Source organism: Polaribacter sp. Q13 (assembly GCF_016858305.2).
GTDB lineage: Bacteria > Bacteroidota > Bacteroidia > Flavobacteriales > Flavobacteriaceae > Polaribacter.
In genome coordinates, this window is record NZ_CP074436.1 from 2,865,047 (window position 1) to 2,885,159 (window position 20,113).

The following is a 20,113-nucleotide window of genomic DNA, read 5'->3' on the forward strand; positions in this document are numbered from 1 at the left end:
TTGTAGCTTAGAAATGAAGTTATGAAGCGTATTGTTATTTTTGCATCTGGTTCTGGAACGAACGCAGAAAACATTATTAAATTTTTTAATCATACTAAAACCGCTAAGGTTACTACTGTGCTATGTAACAATGAGCATGCCAAAGTGTTTGATAGATGTAAAAATTTAAACATCAAATGTTTACATTTTAAAAAAGAAGTTTTTTTTACTTCGGATGAAATACTAAATCTCTTAAAAGAGCAGGCAGATTACATTATTTTAGCAGGCTTTTTATGGAAAATTCCAACTAAAATTATTGATGCTTTTCCGAATAAAATCATCAATATTCATCCTGCATTATTGCCAAAATATGGAGGAAAAGGAATGTATGGTATGAACGTTCACAAGGCCGTAAAAGAAAATAAAGAAACAGAAACTGGCATAACAATTCACTATGTAAATGCCAATTATGACGAAGGTGCTATCCTTTTTCAGGCAAAAACAGCTCTTTTAGAAGATGATTCTCCTGAAATTATTGCAGAAAAGATTCATATTTTAGAACAAGAGTACTTTCCTAGAGTTATTGAAGATGTAATTTTAGACATAAATGAGTAAAAAAAAGTTTTATGTGGTTTGGAACGGACGCAGAAAAGGGGTTTTTACTTCTTGGAAAGTCTGTAAAAAGCAAATTGACGGTTTTGAAGGTGCGCAATACAAATCTTTTGCAGATTTAAATGAGGCAGAAATAGCTGCAACCAAAAATTATGCAGACTATGTAGGTAAAGACACTAAAAAAGTTACTTTGTCTTCAACAGAAAAAGAAAAAATTGGTAGACCTAATTTAGAAAGTATTTCTGTGGATGCAGCTTGTTCTGGAAATCCGGGTAAAATGGAATACAGAGGTGTTTTAACGCATAACAAACAACAACTTTTCTTAAAAGGTCCATTTGCTAAGGGAACCAATAATATTGGCGAATTTCTGGCGCTAGTGCACGGAATTGCTTTATTAAAGAGTAAGAACAAAGAAAATATTCCTATTTATTCCGATTCTAGAATCGCCATGAGTTGGGTAAAACAAAAAAGATGTAAAACCAATATGCATTTTGATGCTTCTAACAAAGATTTATTAGAGTTGATAAAAAGAGCCGAAACTTGGCTTAAAAATAATACGTACAAAAACCCAATTCTTAAATGGGAAACCAAAGCTTGGGGAGAAATTCCTGCAGATTTTGGAAGGAAGTAGTTATCAGTTATCAGTTATCAGTTATCAGTTATCAGTTATCAGTTATCAGTTATCAGTTATCAGTTATCAGAATTTAAAAAATCTATGAGTTATATTCAATAGAAAATATCGCAATTGTTGTTAATGCATACAATTTGTCACTTAAAAGTATTGAGAAATGGCATAACAGTGATAACGCAGCAATACCTAAAACATTAAGACAAGAATTATGGCTCTCCAAAACAGATGTAGCTATTCAATTAAGCATGACCACATGTGTATATTTTAAAACAGAACAGGAGATTCTATTATTTTTATCATAAAGAAAAACCCCAAAACTAATTATTAGTTTTGGGGTTTTTACTTTATAAAACTTGTTAATATTTAATAGATACTAATAATTATTTTGCACCAAAACTCCTTGTGATAAGGATATTTGAGACAATGGAATGGGCATTATTTCATGTTTATTTTTTTGAAACCCTAAAGGAGCTAAGATCGTTTCTGCTCTATTTGTTCTAATCAAATCATGAAATCTAAAACCTTCTCCTGCAAGTTCTACACGTCTTTCGTGATAAATAGCATCTAATAAAGGTTGTCCGCTAAGTGCTGCTGGTAAATCTGGCACAACTGTAATTGCATTTGCACCCCTAGCACGTTTTCTAACTTTATTTACATATTCTACAGCAGTTCCAGGATCTGTATTATAAATAGCTTCTGCATACATTAAATAAGCATCGGACAATCTTATAATTCTAATATTATTAGCATTATTCCCTTTTCCACCTACAGATGGTATTGCATAATCTGTGTAAGGAGCCCATGCATACTTTCTCACAAACCATTCGGTTCCATAACCGCCTGTTACATTGTAAAAAGAAGCATCTAGTCTAGGATCGTTTGCCTCAAACTCATTTCTTAAATCATCTTTTACTTGCCCAAAACCAATTCCACCTTTACTTCTTGGAGCCATCATATGAGGCATTCTTCCTCCTAAATTGTCTGAATTTGTAGAATAGTTTACTTCAAAAATAGAACCTGATCCCCATTCTCCTACAGAATTAAAAATAGAACCATAATCATCTTCTAATTTATAAGATAACGTAAACAACTGATCTCCGTACGTTTTTACTTGTTCCATTTTATTTTGATATAAAGACACACGCATCATTAAACCTAAAGCAGCTCCTTTATCAGCATGCCCTAAATAATCAGTTCCTTTATCAAATCTTGATGGCAAAGCAGGAATTGCAATTTTTAGATCATCTTCTATCAATGTGTAAATAGCTTCTTGTGTTGTTCTAGGTACATTAAATTCTCCTACCTCTAAAGGTTCTGTAATTAATGGCACTCCCCCAAACGTATTTACCAAATCAAAATAATAATAAGCTCTTAAAAAATAAGCTTCTGCTATAATTTCTTTTTTTCTAGCTTCATCTTCAAAAGCAATCTCTGGAACTTTTTCTAACACTAGGTTTGCAAAATAGACTCCTTTAAAATTAACTTTCCAAATATTTTCTACTGACTTGTTTGATGATGTTAAGTTGTATAGTTCTTTTTCGTATAATTGAGGACCATCACTAGCTCTTGCCCCACCTTTTAAAAGATCGTCAGTACCAATGTCTCCAAACAATAAGTCATTAGACGTAGAAGCTATAAAATTTTCTCTCCCATACATTTCTCGCATTGGGGTATAAGCAGCAATAACCGCTCTTTCTGCATCTTCAGGAGTTTTGTAAAAACTTTCTAAAAGTGGTTCTCCATATATATTTGTATCTAAATAATCACTACATGACACCAAGATTAAGGCAAGTAATAAACAGCTATTTTTAATATATTTTATTATTTTATTATCTACTATCATTATCTTATTTTTTAAAAGTTAATATTAGCTCCTACAGAAATTGTTCTAGTAGAAGGGTAACGTCCTCTATCAATTCCAATATCTAAAGGATCGTTAGATGCTCCATCTACTCCTACTTCTGGGTCTAAACCATTGTACTTAGTAAATGTAAATACATTTTGAGCGGCAACGTATAACCTTAATTTACTAACTGATATTTTTTCTGTTATGTTTTTTGGAATGGTGTATCCTAGTTCTATATTTTTTAATCTTAAATAAGAACCATCTTCTATATATCTACTTGATGATAAAGGCATATTTACACCTACATTTTTAAAGGTTGCTCTAGGTATAGAACTAGAAGTTCCTTCTCCTGTCCATCTGTTTAACATATTTGTAGTCATGTTAGATCCTAAATCTCCTTCTAACCAATAAATACTTCTGTTAAAAATTTTGTTTCCTTCACTTCCTTGAAAAAATGCAGAAAAATCAAACTGCTTATAAGACATGTCTAAATTTAATCCGTAGGTAAAATCTGCAAAAGGAGAACCAATGTATTTTCTATCATCATCATTAATAACTCCATCTTCATTAATATCTCTATATTGTACATCTCCAGGTTGAGTATTAGGAAGTGTAGCATTGTTATCTACCTCATCTTGATTTTGGAAAATTCCAATCATTTCAAAACCATAAAAAGAAGCGATAGGTTGCCCTACCTCTGTACGGTTAAAATCTTTAGCTTGTTGTCCTGATGTTAAAATGCCATCGTTGGCTAGTTTAAGAACCTTATTTTTAATAAAAGCAATGTTTCCACCAACACTAAAAGAAAAATCGTTGATTGTTTTTTTATAATTAGCTGTTAATTCTAATCCTTTGTTTTGAATATTACCAGCATTTTCAAATCCATTTTCTTGATTTCCTGATGTTTGTAATACAGGAACTGCCAATAACAAATCTGTTGTATTTTTAATAAAATAATCAGCTGTAAAAGTGATTGAGTTTGCCAAGAATCCCATATCAAAACCAATGTTTTTAGTTACCGTTGTTTCCCATTTTAAATCTGCATTTCCAGATCTAAAAGGTGCAACCCCAACTTGTGTAGACTCCTCACCACCAAACACATAATTAGAACCTAAATTTAATGTATTTGCAATAGCTGTAACGGGAATGTTTTGATTTCCTGTTTCTCCCCACCCCAATCTAAACTTTAACTGACTGACAGCATCAAGTTTGTAAAAATTTTCTTTATGAACATTCCATCCCAAAGCTAAAGAAGGAAATTTCCCCCATCTGTTATTGGCTCCAAAACGAGAAGACCCGTCTAATCTATAGGTTCCTGTTACTAAATATCTATCATCATAATTATAGTTTAACCTACCAAAGTAAGATAACAGTTTAGATTTAGAAATATCTCCTGAATTAGTAGATGTAGAAACACTACCAGACCCTAAAGTAGGGTTTGCTACACTTACTGGAATACCACTACGTTGTGTGTTTACATTGTTGTATTCTGACTCTTGTATTTCTTGTCCTAACAGTGCAGTTATACTATGTTTTTTTGCTATTGTTGTGTTATAATTTAGTGTGTTAGACAGTACCATAGATCTGTTTTCTGATCTATTTAAATTATACGTACTTACATCAGAATTATACGTTGGTGAAACATCGTATACTGGAATATAATAATCTACCTTAACATTGGTAATATCTAATCCATAATTAGATCTAAACTTTAAACCTTTTAACACATCTACCTCTAAGAAAAGATTTCCTAAAAAGTTCTCTCTAGTATTAGGTCTTTGACCATATTTTGCCAAACCTAAAGGATTAATAGCAGAAGAATAAGTTGTAGAATTTAAAGAACCATCTGCTTTATAAATTGGAGTTACAGGATCTACTGCAAACCCAACAAAAGATGCTCTTGTCCATACATTTGGCCCATATTCTGGAATACTTACTCTATCTGATAAAGCATATTGTATGTTATGCCCTACTTTGATTGCTTCATTTAATTTATAAGTATTGTTAATTCTTAAATTAGTTCTTTTATAAGAAGACTCTTTTACAATTCCTTTTTGTGAAATATGACCTATTGATACGTAATAAGTAGATTTATCACTACCTCCAGAAAAAGACAATTGATGATTGGTCATAACTCCAGTTTGATACACTGCATCTTTCCAATTATATGATGGTAATGAAGCAGGATCTGATAATTCCGGATCTAAAGGAGTACCATCATTAGTATTTGCTTCGTTTCTTATTTCTGCCCACTGTTGAGCATTCATTACCTTTAAATTGTCTATTTTATTTTGAAAACCTGTATACGTATTATATGTGATAGTTGGTTTGTTTTTAGTCCCTTTTTTAGTTTCAATTAATATAACTCCATTTGCACCTCTAGATCCATAAATAGCCGTTGCTGATGCATCTTTTAATACTTCTACAGATTTTGCATCTTCCATGTTAATATTGGTAACATCACTTACCGGCACTCCATCTACTACATATAATGGATTTGAGTTGTTTACGGTTCCTGTTCCTCTAATTCTAACTGTAGGAGCTGCACCTGGGCTTCCAGAGCTTTTAGAAACACTTACTCCGGCAGCTCTACCCTGAATAGCTTGTGCGATAGAAACATTTTGTGTTTTACTAATTTGTTCTGTATTTATAGAAGAAACAGAACCTGTCATATCAGATTTTTTTACAGTACCATACCCTACCAAAACAATCTCATCTAACTGCCCAACTTCTTCTTCTAAAGCAACATTAATATTCGTTTGGTTATTTACGGCAACTTCCTTTGTTTTATATCCCATATAAGAATACACTAAAACCGCACTTTTATCTTTTATAGAAATGGTATAAATTCCATCAAAATCTGTAGTTGTTCCGTTTGTCGATCCTTTTTCTAAAACACTTACACCTGGCAAAGGATTACCAAATTGGTCTTTTACAATACCTTTAATAGCTATCTTTAAAGGAATTGCTTTTGCACTTTTTTTAATAGTGTTTGGTATCTTTTTATGAATTAAAACAATTTGTTTTCCAACAGTTCGATATTCAATACTTGTGTTCTTAAACAAGTTTTTTAATACGTCAAACACGTGTGTGTTTTTCACATTTACAGACACCTCTTCTGCATTATTCAATTCATTATTATTGTATAATACATTAAATTCTGTTTGAGATTCTATTGCCCTAAACACTTCAAGATAGGTTACATTATTCAGGTGTAAAGTTACCTTGCCATTACCTGAATTTGTATTCGCTTGAATTTGAAAAAGTGAAATAAAAATAAGATAAGCTGTTAATTTCATTTTACGACTTATTTTATGGGGAAAAAATGTGTCGCCCCATATATTAATTAGTTTTTTCATACTTTTGTTATAGTTAATTTGGTTTAATAAATGTGTTAAATCATACGAGTGTTAGATTGGGAAATGTTCCAGCATTTTCCGATCTTTTTTATACTCTAGTTTGGCGTTTTTTGTTTAATTCATTTGTTTCTGCTATTTTTAGTTGATTAATTAATTGTTATTGTATCTCCTTCAATGGTGTATTGGAAAGAGTAGTTTGTTTTAAAAGATTCTAGAACCTGCTGTATATTTTCTACTTGAAAAGTAGCTGTAAACACTTGATTCGCTAGCTTTTTGTTACTGTTAATGATTTTAATATTGTAGTGTCTTTCTAGTCTTTTAATTATTTCTTGGAATCTTAATTTCTCTATTACTAGCGTTCCGTTAATCCAACTTGTGTAATGAGAAGTATTTACTTTTTGAATGGATATTTTTTGATTTTCTTTATTCCAATCTGCTTTTTTTCCAGGTTCTAATAATTTAGATTTTTCATTAGAATACACCTCATCTTTACCATACAACCTAACAGCTCCTTCTACCAAAACTGTAGATATATTTGTATTCTCTGCATAAGAAGACACATTAAAACTAGTTCCCAAAACTCTAATATTTAAATCATTAGACTCTACAATAAAAGGATGTTCTTTGTCTTTACTAACTTTAAAAAATGCTTCTCCTGTTAAATATACTTGTCTATTTTTTCCTTTTAAGAATTTAACTGGGTACTTTAATGTTGTGCCTGCGTTTAAATGAACCTCGGTTCCGTCAGACAATACTATTGCAAAAGTTTTACCATAAGGCACCTTCAATTCATTAAAAACAAGTTCTTTAGAAGTAGCTTTAGAATTGTTTCGGTAATTTATTTCTTTCCCTGTTTGGGCACCAATAACGACTCCCTTATCGTCTAAAATTTTAGACTGACCATTGCTCGTAATTATTTGGGTATCTCCGTTAGAGAGTTTTAAAACAATCTCTTCATTAGCTATAGAGTTCTCTTGAACAATTGTTACTGGTTTATCGTTATGCATAAAGTAAGCAATTCCTATGAAAACAATAAAAACAGCAGCTACTCTAGAGAATATTTTAAAATAATTTAATTTAGGCTGAGGATCTATTTCTCTTTTGATATTTTTCCAAGTGTTTTGTTTTTCTTTATCAATTTCAAGAGCAATGCCTACCCTTTTTTTACGCTCTTCCGGATCTTTTAATCTCCCTATTAGTTCTTTTGCGCTCTCTTTATCAAAGTCAGATTCCATTCTATCGAAATCGATACTTTGATTTATTAAAAAAGACGACGTTACGTCCTTAACTAACTTTAATAATTGACTAATTTTTTTCATTTACAATAGTTGTGAAGCGCTTATTCTATTAATAAACGAGTAAGTTATAGAAGTGGGTGAAGAAATATTAACTTTTTTTTAATATATCCATAATATTAGATATCTAAAAATGTTATTTACTTAATTATTTAGTAATAAAATAGCTATAATCTCAATATATGGAGTCTTTAGAATGCTACGCAATTTTTGGTAGGCTATTTTTTTTTGTGTTTTTACGGTATTGATAGAGATACCTAGTTCTTCGGATATTTGTTTGTTTTTATAGCCGTTGATACTTAAATCTACTATTTCTCTACATTTTGGAGGCAACATTTTAAGCCCCTTTTCTATTGCTACGGAAACTTCTTCAAAAAAAAACTCTTTGTCGAAATACAATTCAGATTCTAACTGCACAAAATCAAAAGAAGCTACTCTTTCTGTGAGTTTATACTGATTACTTTTAAGATAATCTATGCTTTTGTTTTTTACGGAAACATATAAATAAGATTTAACAGCTACCTCATTTTCAAATGTTATGGTAGTGTTCCAAAATTTAATAAAAACATCTTGTACAATGTCCTTAGATTTTTCGAGGTCATCAATATATTTATTAGAAAATAAACACAAAGAAGTATATAATGAATTGTACAATTCATTATATTTTTTTAATCGTTTTGTCTTTTCGGTTTTAAGATTCAAACTTCATATTTACAAACTAGGTGCCTTTATTCATTATAATTATGAACCTCCGAATTTAACTAATTAAATAACTAAAACAAAAAAAAAGGATTAAAAACTTAAACACTGTTATTCACAGTTTATAAAACCAGAAAAACCTGCAATAATGCAGGTTTTTCTATAAAAATATTATATTTATGTGTTAGAGATTCGCTTTCATCAACTCTCTATTCATACGTGCAATGTTTTCTAAAGAAATTCCTTTTGGGCATTCTATTTCACAAGCTCCTGTATTTGTACAGTTACCAAAACCTTCTAAATCCATTTGCGCTACCATGTTTTTAACACGATCTGCAGCTTCTACTTGTCCTTGTGGTAACAAAGCAAATTGAGAAACTTTTGCAGCAACAAATAACATAGCAGAAGAGTTTTTACAAGTTGCTACACAAGCACCACAACCAATACAAGCTGCTGCATCCATAGCTTCATCTGCTGCATGTTTAGAAATAGGAATGTTATTTGCATCTTGCGTATTACCAGAAGTGTTTACAGAAATGTAACCACCTGCTTGTTGAATACGCTCAAAAGACATTCTATCTACAATTAAATCTTTTATTACAGGGAATGCTGCTGCTCTAAATGGCTCTATTGTAATAGTATCTCCATCATTAAACATACGCATGTGTAACTGACACGTAGTAATACCTCTATCAGGACCATGAGCTTCCCCATTAATATACATAGAACACATACCACAAATACCTTCTCTACAATCATGATCGAAAGCAATTGGTTCATCACCAGAATTAACTAATTGTTCGTTTAAAACATCTAGCATTTCTAAAAAAGACATATGTTCTGAAATATCAGTGACTTTATAATCCACCATCTGACCCTTTGAGTCAGCGTCTTTTTGTTTCCAAATTTTTAACGTTAAATTCATTCCTTTACCTGACATATCTTTCTTATTTATATGAACGTTGTTTCAATTCAATATCGTTAAACTCTAATTCTTCTTTGTGTAAAACTGCATCTGCAGGTTCTCCTTTAAACTCCCAAGCAGATACAAAAGCGAAATCTTTATCATTACGTTTTGCTTCTCCTTTTTGAGGTCCATCTAACTCCGCAGATTCTTCTCTAAAGTGTCCTCCACAAGATTCTACTCTTACTAAAGCATCTTTAGCGAATAATTCTCCTAATTCTAAGAAATCAGCTACTCTTCCAGCTTTTTCTAATTCAGTATTCATTTCTGCTGCAGTTCCAGGAACCATTACATCTTTCCAGAATTCTTCACGAATTGCTTTAATTTCTGCCATAGCTTCTTTTAAATGCTTTTCGTTTCTAGACATTCCTACTTTATCCCACATTACTTTACCTAAACGTTTGTGGAAATAATCTACAGTTTTTGTTCCTTTATTGTTGATAAAGAAATCAATTCTATCTTTTACTTCTTTTTCTACTTCATCAAACTCTTTAGTATCGGTAGCAATTTTACCTGTTCTAATATCATCAGATAAATAATCACCAATTGTATATGGTAACACAAAATAACCATCAGCTAAACCTTGTAATAAGGCAGAAGCACCAAGTCTGTTTGCACCATGATCAGAGAAATTAGCTTCACCAATACAATATAAACCTTCTACAGTAGTCATTAAGTTATAATCAACCCAAACACCACCCATTGTATAGTGAGTTGCAGGATAAATCATCATTGGAGTTTCATATGGGTTTTCAGCGATGATTTTTTCATACATCTGAAATAAATTTCCGTATTTCTCTTCAATAATTGCTTGACCTAATTTTTTAATTTCTTCTTTAGAAGCGTTTTTAATACCATGAATTTTCGCTTGCTCTGTTCCATAACGTACAAAAGCAGTTGCAAAATCTAAATACACAGCTTCACCTGTTGCATTTACACCATAACCAGCATCACAACGTTCTTTTGCTGCTCTAGATGCAACATCACGAGGTACTAAGTTACCAAATGCAGGATATCTTCTTTCTAAATAATAATCTCTATTTTCTTCAGCAATTTCAGTAGGTTTTAATTTACCTTGCTGAATTAATTTTGCATCTTCAATTCTTGCAGGAACCCAAATTCTACCATCGTTACGTAATGATTCTGACATTAACGTTAACTTAGATTGATAATCACCAGAACGTGGAATACACGTTGGATGAATTTGAGTATAACAAGGATTTGCAAAATAGGCTCCTTTTTTATGGATTTTCCAGGCTGCAGTAGCATTAGATCCCATTGCATTGGTAGATAAATAATAAACATTACCATAACCACCTGTTGCAATAACAACAGCATGTGCAGAATGACGTTCTAATTCTCCTGTAATTAAATTACGAGCAATAATACCTCTTGCTTTACCATCTACTTTTACAACATCTAACATTTCGTGACGATTGAACATTTCAATCTTTCCACGAGCAATTTGACGGTTCATTGCAGAATAACAACCTAATAATAATTGTTGTCCTGTTTGTCCTTTTGCATAGAATGTTCTAGAAACTAAAACTCCACCAAAAGAACGGTTATCTAAAAGACCACCATAATCACGCGCAAAAGGAACTCCTTGTGCCACACATTGATCTATAATATTAGAAGAAACCTCCGCTAAACGATAAACGTTTGCTTCACGAGAACGATAATCTCCCCCTTTTACGGTATCGTAAAAAAGACGATAATCCGAATCTCCATCTCCTTGGTAATTTTTTGATGCATTAATTCCTCCTTGCGCTGCAATTGAATGCGCTCTTCTTGGAGAATCTTGATAAGCAAATGCTTTTACATTATAGCCTAATTCTGCTAATGTAGCCGCTGCAGAACCACCTGCTAATCCAGTACCAACAACTATAATATCTATATTACGTTTATTTGCTGGGTTTACAAGGTTAATTTGGTCTTTATAAGTTGTCCATTTGTCTTTAATTGCACCTTGAGGTACTTTTGAATCTAAAGCCATATTTTTAAGATTAATGGTTATAATTAAAATGATGAAACAATGCAATAATTATAAATCCTAATGGAATAACTATTGAGAATACTTTACCAAAAGTTTGTAATGCTTTTTTTCTTCCAGCTGTAACTCCCATAGATTGAAAAGCAGAAGTAAAACCGTGTGCTAAATGCAATCCTAAGAAAACAAATGCTACCACATAAGCTGCAACTCTCCAAATAGGAACAAATTTTTCTTGTAACTCATGGAAGTATCTTGTTGGATCTTCTGGTAAAACAGCAATGTATTTATGGTTTAATTCTGGAATCCAAAAATCAATGAAATGTAGTGCGATAAAAGCTAAAATAGCCAATCCACTATAAATCATGTTTCTACTCATCCATGTAGAATTAGCTGCTCCATTGTTTTTAGCATAGGCAACTCCATTTGCTTTTTTGTTTTTTAATTCTAACACAAAACCCATCACAAAGTGAAAAACAACTCCAAAAATTAATACAGGCTGCAAAGCAAATTGTATTAAAGGGTTTGTTCCCATAAAATGAGATAATTGATTAAATAGCTCTTCACTAAAAAGCGAAGTAAGGTTTACTGCTATATGTATAATTAAGAAAAACATGAGGAAGAATGCGGAAAGCGCCATGGCTACCTTTCTCCCAACTGAAGATTTGAAAAATCCGCTCATTGTATAAAAGTATGATTAAGTTATAATTGTTGTTTTACAAATGTACCATTTAGATATTCTTTATTGAAATATTAATGGTGGTATTTTGGTTATTTAGAATCGTTTTAATGTGATGATTTTGTTTTGCTTTTACCTTTTAAAATTAGGGGCTATAGCGTTGATATTTAAAGCATTGCCATAATTTCTGCTACAATAATTATTAGCACCAATGAAAAAGGATACACTGCTGCATAGGCAATTTGTGGTGCATCAGAATCGGTCATAGAATCTGTTGCACTTAACCCAGGCGTAGATGTCATACCTCCTGTTAACGCTCCTAAAATTGATAAAAAGTTAACTTTTAGTAAAAACCGACCTACAAGAACCGTTGTAATCATAGGTATTAAGGTAATAAGCCCACCGTATAAAAACAAAATTAAACCATGTTTTTCAATAGCCGAAATTAAACTTTGTCCTGCTTTTAGTCCTACAGGAGTTAGAAATAATAACAGTCCAAACTGACGTAATATTTGGTTTGCAGGGCCCGATAAATTCCAAATTACTCCAGCAAATTTCCCTTTCCAACTTAAAAATATAGAAGCCATTAGTACACCACCAGTAAGTCCTAATTTTAGACTTATACCTCCCAAAGGTATTGCAATAGCACCAACAAGAACACCAATAACAATACCAAATGCAACTGGTAAAAAACTGGTGTGTCCTACTCTTTTTAAACTGTCTCCAAAGAGTTGTGTAACTGCAGAAACATTTCCTTTAGAACAAGAAACTAAAATTTTATCACCATATTTTATTAAAGTTGAAGGGTGAGGAGCTAAATCTATACTTGCTCTTCTAATACGTGTAATGGTAGCTGCATAGTTTTCTAGAAGGTTTAACTCTTGAATTGTTTTGTTTACAACAGTATCATTACTTACTACATACCATTTTACTTCATAAGTTCCACTACGTGGAATTTCTATATCGGTAACTTTACCTAATAAAACTTCTATTCTTTCTAAAGCATTAACCGTACCTACCGCTTTAATAATATCTCCTGTTTCTAAAATTGTATCTTTAGTTGGAGAAAATGGTAGTTGATTAGGTTTCATAACTCTAGAAATATTAGCCTTTGTCATAAAACGTATTCTTAACTGATTAATCGTCTTTCCGTTTATGTTTTCATTAGAGATAATTAAGTTTTTATTAATCACCTTTGGTGTGTTAGACATCGATTTCTCTGCGAAGTCTTTTTCTTCTTTTTTAACATCTACCCTAAATAATGCTGGGCCTAATTTTACAAATAAGATAACACCTAAAACTCCAAACGGATATGCAATACCATAACCTATAGAAGCTAATGAAGAATGAGAAGCCTCAATGGAAGCGGCCAAACCTGGAGTAGATGTTAATGCTCCTGTTAATAAACCACTCATCATATTCATATCTACATCATACAAATAAGAAATAGATATTGCAGTAATACCACCTGTTAAAACGGTTATTCCTGCCAAAATTATTAAATTCTTTCCTTGTTCTTTAAAAGAACTAAAGAAGGAAGGACCTGCTTGCATTCCTATCGTATAAATAAATAATACCAACCCTACACTTTGTATAACTGGTGGAATATTAAAAGTAATACCATTTAAATTATATAAATACCCGAAAAAAATTGCAACAAAAATAACAGCCGAAGTGTCAAAATTGATACCTTTTACCTTAATATTTCCAAGTGCTATTCCTAAACCAATAACAAGAAATAACACAAAGTAATCTTTAGAGAGTAATTCTGAAAAAAATTCCATAAATTTTAATATTTATTTTAATGTAATTTTATAAAAAACTGAATTTCATTTAAGTAGGCAAAAGTAGAGTTTTACTTCAGTAAATTTTTATGATATTTATCAATAGAAACCTTACCGTAGTTGCTTTTTTTAAGAGATACCCCCTATAAGCACCATGTCTATTGAACGAATACGTTGTAGTACTTTTTATAAATAAAAAATGAGGTTTTATTGTTTGTTAGAAGCTATTAAACACTTATTATTTTTCCATTTACCTTTAAGCTCCTCTCTCTTAATAACTTCACCCTTACAAGTTAAAAAATTCCCTTTTTTATCTTTTTTAATGATTTTCATTTTTCCTTTGTTAATCGCATTTATAATTCTATAAATTAATCCTTTTTTAGAAACAAGACTTCCTTTTGTAATTAACTTTAACCCCTCTTCATTATTATGTAAATCCATTTCAGATGAAATTTCATCTGGTACAACACCATCTTCTAATTTTTGTTTTTTGTAAGTTAAATAGTTTTCTTTTTCATGTGCCTCACCTAAAGAACGCGCAGAATTTTCACCCATTTCTTGTGACAATCTTGCCATCCAAAAAGCATGTCTAAAAGCATCTACTTGCCCACCTGCACCATCTTTATCTAATACATCTGTTTTGGCTATAGAATCTGACACTCTGTTTGTCTCTTTAGAAATTTTTAAAGACCTTGTTGCTTTAAAAGGATGAAAAAACACCCATTTTTTAATAGGTGGAGAAAGTTTAAAAAAACTTTTAAAATTAGATTGCCCAAATGTTTGTATCGTAAAAAGTATGATTAAAATAAATAGTGACTTTTTCATTTTAGAAAAATAATGGTTTATAATAAAAAGTAAAAATAATCCTTTTACTTGTAAAGTATTTCTAACAATTCTACAGAAAAGATAGATAGGTTCAGAAACTAACTTTAATGACGTAATTTTCGTTATAAAAACGTTTAATATACAGACTATTACCTTATCCTTTTAATACTGGAAGTATTACCGTTAAAAATAATTTTTTCATCTATCTTTTTACCTAATAATATTTTACCGATTGGAGATGAAACAGATACTGCAAAAAACACCTTATTAGCAACTATAAGTTTCCCCGCAGAAATAGACAAAAAATAATTAACCGAATCCGTTTCGATTACAGTACCTAAATGAGCAACTTTAGAAATTTTAGAAACATCAATTTTAGCCAAAATCTCTTTCATTATAGTAATTCCAGCAAGTTGCTGACCCGCTTTTTCCATTTCTAATTGCAACATTGCCCTACCAGTTTCATGTTTATCGCCTGCAGAACTTTTGGTTTCTGATTGCAACGCTTTTTGATTAGATGAAATGATCTCATTTACCGTTTGTAATCGTTTATTTACAAAAGTTTCACACTGCTTAAAAAGTGCCTCTTTAATTTTTAGTTCCGACATAGATTATTTTAATATTTACTTTTTTAGAAAGTACAAAACTGCTTCCTCCAACTACAAAATGTTTTCTATTGATCACAAAATTAGTTAAAAAACGAATACAGGTTTCTGTCTCTGTAATTTCTAAAGGTACTTCTAATATTTTTTGAATTTGTAAAAATTGAATTGACATTAATTTCTGAATTAACGAAACTTTCATTTAAATTATCAATATTAAAACTACTCGTAAAGGTAACATCACTAAAATTATCGTCTAATTAAAACCAAAATTTTTGATTTAAAAAGTAATTGCTATTTCTGTATTATTTTGGACCAACAACAGCATAAAACAAATGAACATACCAAAAACAGATACAAACACAATATAATTCACTCTTTTAAACATGTGTTTTTTTTATTAAGATGTTCTATTTTATAGCGCAAAAACAAATGCACCATAATTTCCATGATGAGAAATTGAGCAAGATTTGGTTAGTAGTTTTTCCTTATGATAAAACAAAGGAGCGCCAACCGTTGTTTTTACTTTTACGATTTCATCGGATAAAACGCCTGTTTCTAGGGCCAATTGTATTTTTAAATCGATATGTGTGTTTTTTAATGAACCTATCTTTGAAAAAATAGCAACTTCATTATTCGTTTCCTTGGCTATTGTATGAATATAAGATGGCTTAAAACTTGTACTTGTACAGTATTTACTATCTTCAAAAAGAACAAATCCTTCTGTTTTGGAAAGTAAACCACATTCAAATTTTTGTGGTGCAAAAAAACGTTTTTCAACCTTTTGAGTATAACATTTATATGCAGCTTCTTTCATAGACCAAAACAACCAAACTTTTAAAAACGGATTGTCTGCATCTTGAATTTCTTTTTGTTCTTTTTTAGTGAACTGTTTCTCCAAAAACCCTTTTCGTTGCCAATTACTTTGGATTTTAGCAAGGTTTAAATCAACAATATCATTGCCAATATTATGCATCCATTTTAGATTGAATTACGGCAATAGTTGCTTTTACAGAAAGCATTTTTTCCATAGAATCGTTATCTATTTCTATTTTAAATTCATCTTCTACATCTAAAATAATATCTACTAAGTTTGCAGAATTTATTTCTAAATCATTTATAAAATCTGTTTCTTCTGATAAATTTTTAAAACCTTCTTCATTCTGAATATAAGGTTTTACAATAACAGTTAATTTCGATATAATTTCTTCTTTTGTCATATTCTATTCTGAAAATTTTCAGACCACACAGGTTTTTAAAACCTGTGTGGTCTTTTAAAATATTAATTATATTTTTTAAAGATAACACAAGCATTTACATCACCAAAACCAAAACTTGCTTTTGCTAAAATAGTAATGTTTTTCTCAATCATTTTTGTCGGAATTTTATCCGAAGAAATTAATGCTGTAATTTCTGGATGCACATCTTTACAATTAATATTAGGAAACACAAATTGTTCTTTAATTTGCAAAACGGAAGCTACAGATTCAATAGCACCAGAAGCGGCCAAACAATGGCCAACCATAGATTTTAAAGAGTTAATAGTTGGAAAATCAGTTCCTTTTCTTTGCAATGCTTTGGTCCAATTTTCTATTTCTAAACTGTCTTTTGAGGTGGCTGTTAAATGGCCGTTTATTACATCAATTTCTTCCGCAGAAATATTAGCATCTAAAATTGCTTCTGTAATACATTTCTGAACTGCTTCTGCATTTGGCGCAGTTAACGTTCCTCCATTTCTTTGTCCCCCAGAATTTATATTACCACCTAAAACCTCTGCATAAATTGTTGCTTTTCTTTCTAAAGCGCTTTCTAACGATTCTAAAACTAAGGCACCTGCTCCACTTCCAGGAACAAACCCAGATGCAGTTTCACTCATAGGTCTCGATCCTTTTTCTGGCGTTTCATTGTGCTTATAAGTCATCACTCTCATTGCATCAAATCCACCCCAAGTATACAAACTACTGTCGCTCGAACTCCCAACCAACATTCTTTTTACTTTTCCGTTTTTAATACGTTCAAAACCCAATAACAGTGCTTCTGTACCTGTTGTACAAGCAGATGAATTTGTGGTTACTTGGTTTCCTAAACCTAAAATTCCGCCTAAATAAGCAGAAATTCCGCTTGCCATTGTTTGCACCACAGAAGTACTTCCTAAACGTCTTACATTTTGATCATCAATTTTATAAATTGCTTCTCTAAATTTCTCAATTCCCGAGGTTCCTGTTCCAAAAATTAAACCAGAATCATAGTCTAAATTAGAGTTTTCATCCACAGAAAAACCAGCGTCTTTCCAAGCGTCAATTCCTGCCATACAACCGTATAAAATTGAGGTACTATTAAAGCCTCGTAATTGTAAAGGTGTTAAATACGCTGCTTTTTTTTCTTCAGATACATCAGGGATTCCACCAATACAACAAGAAAACCCTTTGTCTTTTAAATTTTGATGAAAGGTAATTCCTGAAATCCCAGATTTTATTGCATTTGTAAACGCTGGTATACCAACGCCATTTGGCGACACAACCCCTAAACCAGTAATTACGACTCTATTTTTCATTTGTTTATAGATTTTAGACCTCACAGGTTTTAAAAACCTGTGAGGTCTGCTTACTAAATTAATATCATTCCAGAAATAGTTCCTCTGCAAACCAATTCATTTTTCTCATTCATCATTTTTACTTTGCACTTCAATTTATTGAATCTAAAATATTCTTTTTCTGAAATTACCGTTACTTTTTCATTTGGTAAAACAGGTAAATAAAAATCTATATTATTAGAGGTTAACGCAATTTGTGGTTTTTTTTCTTCGGAAGAAATTTCGTCTTTTAATAAATAAATACCCAAACAAACAACACCAATTTGTGCCATTGTTTCTGTTAAAATAACACCTGGCGTAATCGGATTTCCTTTAAAATGACCTTCATAAAAAAAGGCATTCTCTTTAAATGTATAATTTCCAGTAACTCCGTTTTCTGAAATTTCCGTGATTTCATCAACAAACAAAAATGGATTTGTATAAGGAAGATTTTTTATAATTTCTATTGGGTTCATTTATTCAGTTTAACAGACCTCACAGGTTTTTAAAACCTGTGAGGTCTTCTTTATTACTCTAAACTTAAGGATTCTAAAATAGTTACTTCCTTAATTTTATGAGCGTCGATAAAATTTTGTTTGTCTTCAAAAATATTAATAACAGAGTCTCTTAATAAACTTGTTATTTTATCTGATAAAATAGAATTGTAGGAAGAATGTTTATAGGTTCTAAAATCATCTACAAATTGATGGTGTGTTGGGTTTAAATGAATATATAAAATTAATTTTTTAAGATATTCCTCACTATCTAATTTTATTCTTGAAAACCGGTCTTTAAATAAGCTTCCACTTCTTCCATATTTTTTATTTATACTTTTTGAATACGCATTAAATAAGTTTGAAAATGATTGAGATATTTCTTTTGATGTTCTATTTTCTTTCGTTTTAATTAAAAAATGAAAATGATTTTTCAATAAACAATATACTAAAATATCAGCGGTTTTAGAAAGGTGCTTTTTTGCTAATTGTAAGAAATAAACATAGTTCTGTTCTTCAATAAAAATATTTTCTTTATTGTTTCCACAATTATAAATGTGATAAAAAGAATCTTCTATTAAAACTTCATATTTCATACTATTTTTTCTTTTAACAGACCTCACAGGTTTTAAAAACCTGTGAAGTTTTGTCATTACTTATTATCATTCAATTACCACTCCAACAATATTCGTTGTGCCGAAAACCCAGGACCAAAACTCAACATTAAACCTCTTTCTCCTTTTGCCGGATTCCGATCCATAAATCGTTCTAAAACATACAAAACAGTTGCGCTGGACATATTACCGTACAAACGTAAAACTTCTTTTGTATCGTCTATATTTTTGCCTAAAACACCGAATAAATCTTCTACCGTTTGTACAATTTTCTTTCCTCCAGGATGAAAAATTAAGTGGTCTACATCATCAATCGTTAAATTATTTCGTTCTAAAAAAGGATGTACAATTGCCGGAAAATGGTCTGATATTTTCTGAGGAACTTCCTTGTCCAATATCATTTGTAAACCTGTATTTACCAATTTAAAACCCATCATAGCAGTGGCATCATAAAAATGATACATCGATTCATCAATAATTGCTGGCCCTTTATCGTCATCATAAGAAGATAAAATAACTGCAGAAGCTCCATCACCAAAAATAGCAGCACTTACAATATTTGTCATCGAATAATCTTCTAACTGAAACGTTGCTGTTGGTGCTTCTACTGCAATTACGACTGCTCTTTTATTGGGATTTGCCTTTAAAAAATTCTTAGCATAAATAATTCCAGAAACTCCTGCTGCACAACCCATTTCTGTAACAGGTAAACGTACAATATCTTGTTTCATTTGCAGGGAATTAATCAAATATGCATCCATAGACGGAATCATAATTCCGGTACAACTTACTGTAATTATATAATCGATATCCGTAGGTTTTAAACTCGCTTTTTCTAATGATTTTTTTAAAGATTGTTCTGCTAATTTTACGACTTCTCTTGCATAAATATCGTTTTTTTCCTCGAAAGAAGTTGCGATAAAAACTTTCTCAGGATCCATAATAGAATAGCGCTTGTCTACACCTGCTCCTTCAAAAAGTTTAATCACTTTTCTTTGAAAACGGGTATCTTGATCTTGCATCCATAATTTTACAAACGGAATAATATCTTTTGTTTCTCTGTGATATTTTGGTAGTTGTTTTGCTACCGATGTTATTTTTACTTTCATATTTTTAGACACTGATTTCACGAATTATCACTAATTTATTTCGACTTGAATTTCACTAG

General features: G+C 31.1%; 19 protein-coding genes. 2 read left to right on the plus strand and 17 right to left on the minus strand.

What is annotated here, in order from left to right; translation table 11 throughout:
* Window positions 1-21 precede the first annotated feature (21 nt).
* The gene (locus JOP69_RS11945) at window positions 22-594 is read left to right on the plus strand and encodes a phosphoribosylglycinamide formyltransferase (RefSeq protein WP_203392819.1); all 573 of its coding nucleotides are present in this window, start codon (window positions 22-24) and stop codon (window positions 592-594) included.
* On the plus strand, window positions 587-1,222 hold the full coding sequence (locus tag JOP69_RS11950) for a viroplasmin family protein (protein ID WP_203392820.1): 636 nt from the start codon (window positions 587-589) through the stop codon (window positions 1,220-1,222). Before JOP69_RS11945 ends, JOP69_RS11950 begins: the two co-directional genes overlap by 8 nt.
* A gap of 373 nt (window positions 1,223-1,595) precedes the next feature.
* Here the strand turns inward: JOP69_RS11950 and JOP69_RS11955 are convergent, their stop codons facing one another.
* From JOP69_RS11955 to JOP69_RS12035, 17 genes are all read right to left on the minus strand, one after another.
* Window positions 1,596-3,065, minus strand: coding sequence for a RagB/SusD family nutrient uptake outer membrane protein (locus tag JOP69_RS11955; RefSeq protein ID WP_203392821.1), 1,470 nt, complete (start codon window positions 3,063-3,065; stop codon window positions 1,596-1,598).
* 11 nt (window positions 3,066-3,076) lie between these two features.
* Window positions 3,077-6,367, minus strand: coding sequence for a TonB-dependent receptor (locus JOP69_RS11960; protein ID WP_252191114.1), 3,291 nt, complete (start codon window positions 6,365-6,367; stop codon window positions 3,077-3,079).
* Between the two features lie 206 nt (window positions 6,368-6,573).
* Entirely contained in the window at window positions 6,574-7,746 is a 1,173-nt protein-coding gene (locus JOP69_RS11965) for a FecR family protein (RefSeq protein ID WP_203392823.1), read from the minus strand.
* Window positions 7,747-7,866: 120 nt separating this feature from the next.
* Complete coding sequence (locus JOP69_RS11970) at window positions 7,867-8,376, minus strand: RNA polymerase sigma-70 factor (protein ID WP_203392824.1); 510 nt, start codon at window positions 8,374-8,376, stop codon at window positions 7,867-7,869.
* Between the two features lie 229 nt (window positions 8,377-8,605).
* A complete protein-coding gene (locus tag JOP69_RS11975) occupies window positions 8,606-9,346 on the minus strand; it encodes a succinate dehydrogenase/fumarate reductase iron-sulfur subunit (protein WP_203392905.1) in 741 nt (246 codons plus the stop codon).
* A 22-nt stretch (window positions 9,347-9,368) separates the two neighbouring features.
* Window positions 9,369-11,381, minus strand: a complete 2,013-nt coding sequence (locus JOP69_RS11980) for a fumarate reductase/succinate dehydrogenase flavoprotein subunit (RefSeq protein ID WP_203392825.1) — start codon at window positions 11,379-11,381, stop codon at window positions 9,369-9,371.
* A gap of 10 nt (window positions 11,382-11,391) precedes the next feature.
* On the minus strand, window positions 11,392-12,057 hold the full coding sequence (locus JOP69_RS11985; protein WP_203392826.1) for a succinate dehydrogenase cytochrome b subunit: 666 nt from the start codon (window positions 12,055-12,057) through the stop codon (window positions 11,392-11,394).
* A 164-nt stretch (window positions 12,058-12,221) separates the two neighbouring features.
* A complete protein-coding gene (locus tag JOP69_RS11990) occupies window positions 12,222-13,838 on the minus strand; it encodes an aspartate:alanine exchanger family transporter (protein ID WP_203392827.1) in 1,617 nt (538 codons plus the stop codon).
* Between the two features lie 207 nt (window positions 13,839-14,045).
* A complete protein-coding gene (locus tag JOP69_RS11995; RefSeq protein ID WP_203392828.1) occupies window positions 14,046-14,663 on the minus strand; it encodes a hypothetical protein in 618 nt (205 codons plus the stop codon).
* A gap of 149 nt (window positions 14,664-14,812) precedes the next feature.
* Window positions 14,813-15,271, minus strand: a complete 459-nt coding sequence (locus JOP69_RS12000; protein ID WP_203392829.1) for a 3-oxoacyl-ACP synthase — start codon at window positions 15,269-15,271, stop codon at window positions 14,813-14,815.
* Window positions 15,252-15,467 carry a hypothetical protein gene (locus JOP69_RS12005; RefSeq protein ID WP_215602587.1) on the minus strand — a complete coding sequence of 72 codons (216 nt, stop codon included), beginning with the start codon at window positions 15,465-15,467 and terminating at the stop codon, window positions 15,252-15,254. The genes JOP69_RS12000 and JOP69_RS12005 overlap by 20 nt, the downstream gene beginning before the upstream one ends.
* A 213-nt stretch (window positions 15,468-15,680) precedes the next feature.
* A complete protein-coding gene (locus tag JOP69_RS12010; protein ID WP_203392831.1) occupies window positions 15,681-16,241 on the minus strand; it encodes a 4'-phosphopantetheinyl transferase superfamily protein in 561 nt (186 codons plus the stop codon).
* The gene (locus tag JOP69_RS12015) at window positions 16,234-16,485 is read right to left on the minus strand and encodes an acyl carrier protein (protein ID WP_165731445.1); all 252 of its coding nucleotides are present in this window, start codon (window positions 16,483-16,485) and stop codon (window positions 16,234-16,236) included. Before JOP69_RS12015 ends, JOP69_RS12010 begins: the two co-directional genes overlap by 8 nt.
* Window positions 16,486-16,547: 62 nt before the next feature.
* Entirely contained in the window at window positions 16,548-17,819 is a 1,272-nt protein-coding gene (locus JOP69_RS12020) for a beta-ketoacyl synthase (protein ID WP_203392832.1), read from the minus strand.
* Window positions 17,820-17,872: 53 nt separating this feature from the next.
* The gene (locus tag JOP69_RS12025) at window positions 17,873-18,313 is read right to left on the minus strand and encodes a 3-hydroxyacyl-ACP dehydratase FabZ family protein (RefSeq protein ID WP_203392833.1); all 441 of its coding nucleotides are present in this window, start codon (window positions 18,311-18,313) and stop codon (window positions 17,873-17,875) included.
* Window positions 18,314-18,366: 53 nt separating this feature from the next.
* Complete coding sequence (locus JOP69_RS12030) at window positions 18,367-18,927, minus strand: transposase (protein WP_203392834.1); 561 nt, start codon at window positions 18,925-18,927, stop codon at window positions 18,367-18,369.
* A gap of 74 nt (window positions 18,928-19,001) precedes the next feature.
* Window positions 19,002-20,054 (minus strand): type III polyketide synthase, encoded by a 1,053-nt coding sequence (locus tag JOP69_RS12035; RefSeq protein WP_203392835.1) that lies wholly within the window; start codon window positions 20,052-20,054, stop codon window positions 19,002-19,004.
* Window positions 20,055-20,113: the final 59 nt, after the last annotated feature.

What these genes read in the sequence shown, in the direction of transcription:
- JOP69_RS12020 (WP_203392832.1), bottom strand. Translation starts at nt 17,819, where the DNA reads ATGAAAAATAGAGTCGTAATTACTGGTTTAGGGGTTGTGTCGCCAAAT.
- JOP69_RS11995 (WP_203392828.1), bottom strand. Translation starts at nt 14,663, where the DNA reads ATGAAAAAGTCACTATTTATTTTAATCATACTTTTTACGATACAAACA.
- JOP69_RS12015 (WP_165731445.1), bottom strand. Translation starts at nt 16,485, where the DNA reads ATGACAAAAGAAGAAATTATATCGAAATTAACTGTTATTGTAAAACCT.
- JOP69_RS12010 (WP_203392831.1), bottom strand. Translation starts at nt 16,241, where the DNA reads ATGCATAATATTGGCAATGATATTGTTGATTTAAACCTTGCTAAAATC.
- JOP69_RS11985 (WP_203392826.1), bottom strand. Translation starts at nt 12,057, where the DNA reads ATGAGCGGATTTTTCAAATCTTCAGTTGGGAGAAAGGTAGCCATGGCG.
- JOP69_RS11945 (WP_203392819.1), top strand. Translation starts at nt 22, where the DNA reads ATGAAGCGTATTGTTATTTTTGCATCTGGTTCTGGAACGAACGCAGAA.
- JOP69_RS11955 (WP_203392821.1), bottom strand. Translation starts at nt 3,065, where the DNA reads ATGATAGTAGATAATAAAATAATAAAATATATTAAAAATAGCTGTTTA.
- JOP69_RS11965 (WP_203392823.1), bottom strand. Translation starts at nt 7,746, where the DNA reads ATGAAAAAAATTAGTCAATTATTAAAGTTAGTTAAGGACGTAACGTCG.
- JOP69_RS11950 (WP_203392820.1), top strand. Translation starts at nt 587, where the DNA reads ATGAGTAAAAAAAAGTTTTATGTGGTTTGGAACGGACGCAGAAAAGGG.
- JOP69_RS11990 (WP_203392827.1), bottom strand. Translation starts at nt 13,838, where the DNA reads ATGGAATTTTTTTCAGAATTACTCTCTAAAGATTACTTTGTGTTATTT.
- JOP69_RS12000 (WP_203392829.1), bottom strand. Translation starts at nt 15,271, where the DNA reads ATGTCGGAACTAAAAATTAAAGAGGCACTTTTTAAGCAGTGTGAAACT.
- JOP69_RS11960 (WP_252191114.1), bottom strand. Translation starts at nt 6,367, where the DNA reads ATGAAATTAACAGCTTATCTTATTTTTATTTCACTTTTTCAAATTCAA.
- JOP69_RS11975 (WP_203392905.1), bottom strand. Translation starts at nt 9,346, where the DNA reads ATGAATTTAACGTTAAAAATTTGGAAACAAAAAGACGCTGACTCAAAG.
- JOP69_RS12005 (WP_215602587.1), bottom strand. Translation starts at nt 15,467, where the DNA reads ATGAAAGTTTCGTTAATTCAGAAATTAATGTCAATTCAATTTTTACAA.
- JOP69_RS12025 (WP_203392833.1), bottom strand. Translation starts at nt 18,313, where the DNA reads ATGAACCCAATAGAAATTATAAAAAATCTTCCTTATACAAATCCATTT.
- JOP69_RS12035 (WP_203392835.1), bottom strand. Translation starts at nt 20,054, where the DNA reads ATGAAAGTAAAAATAACATCGGTAGCAAAACAACTACCAAAATATCAC.
- JOP69_RS12030 (WP_203392834.1), bottom strand. Translation starts at nt 18,927, where the DNA reads ATGAAATATGAAGTTTTAATAGAAGATTCTTTTTATCACATTTATAAT.
- JOP69_RS11980 (WP_203392825.1), bottom strand. Translation starts at nt 11,381, where the DNA reads ATGGCTTTAGATTCAAAAGTACCTCAAGGTGCAATTAAAGACAAATGG.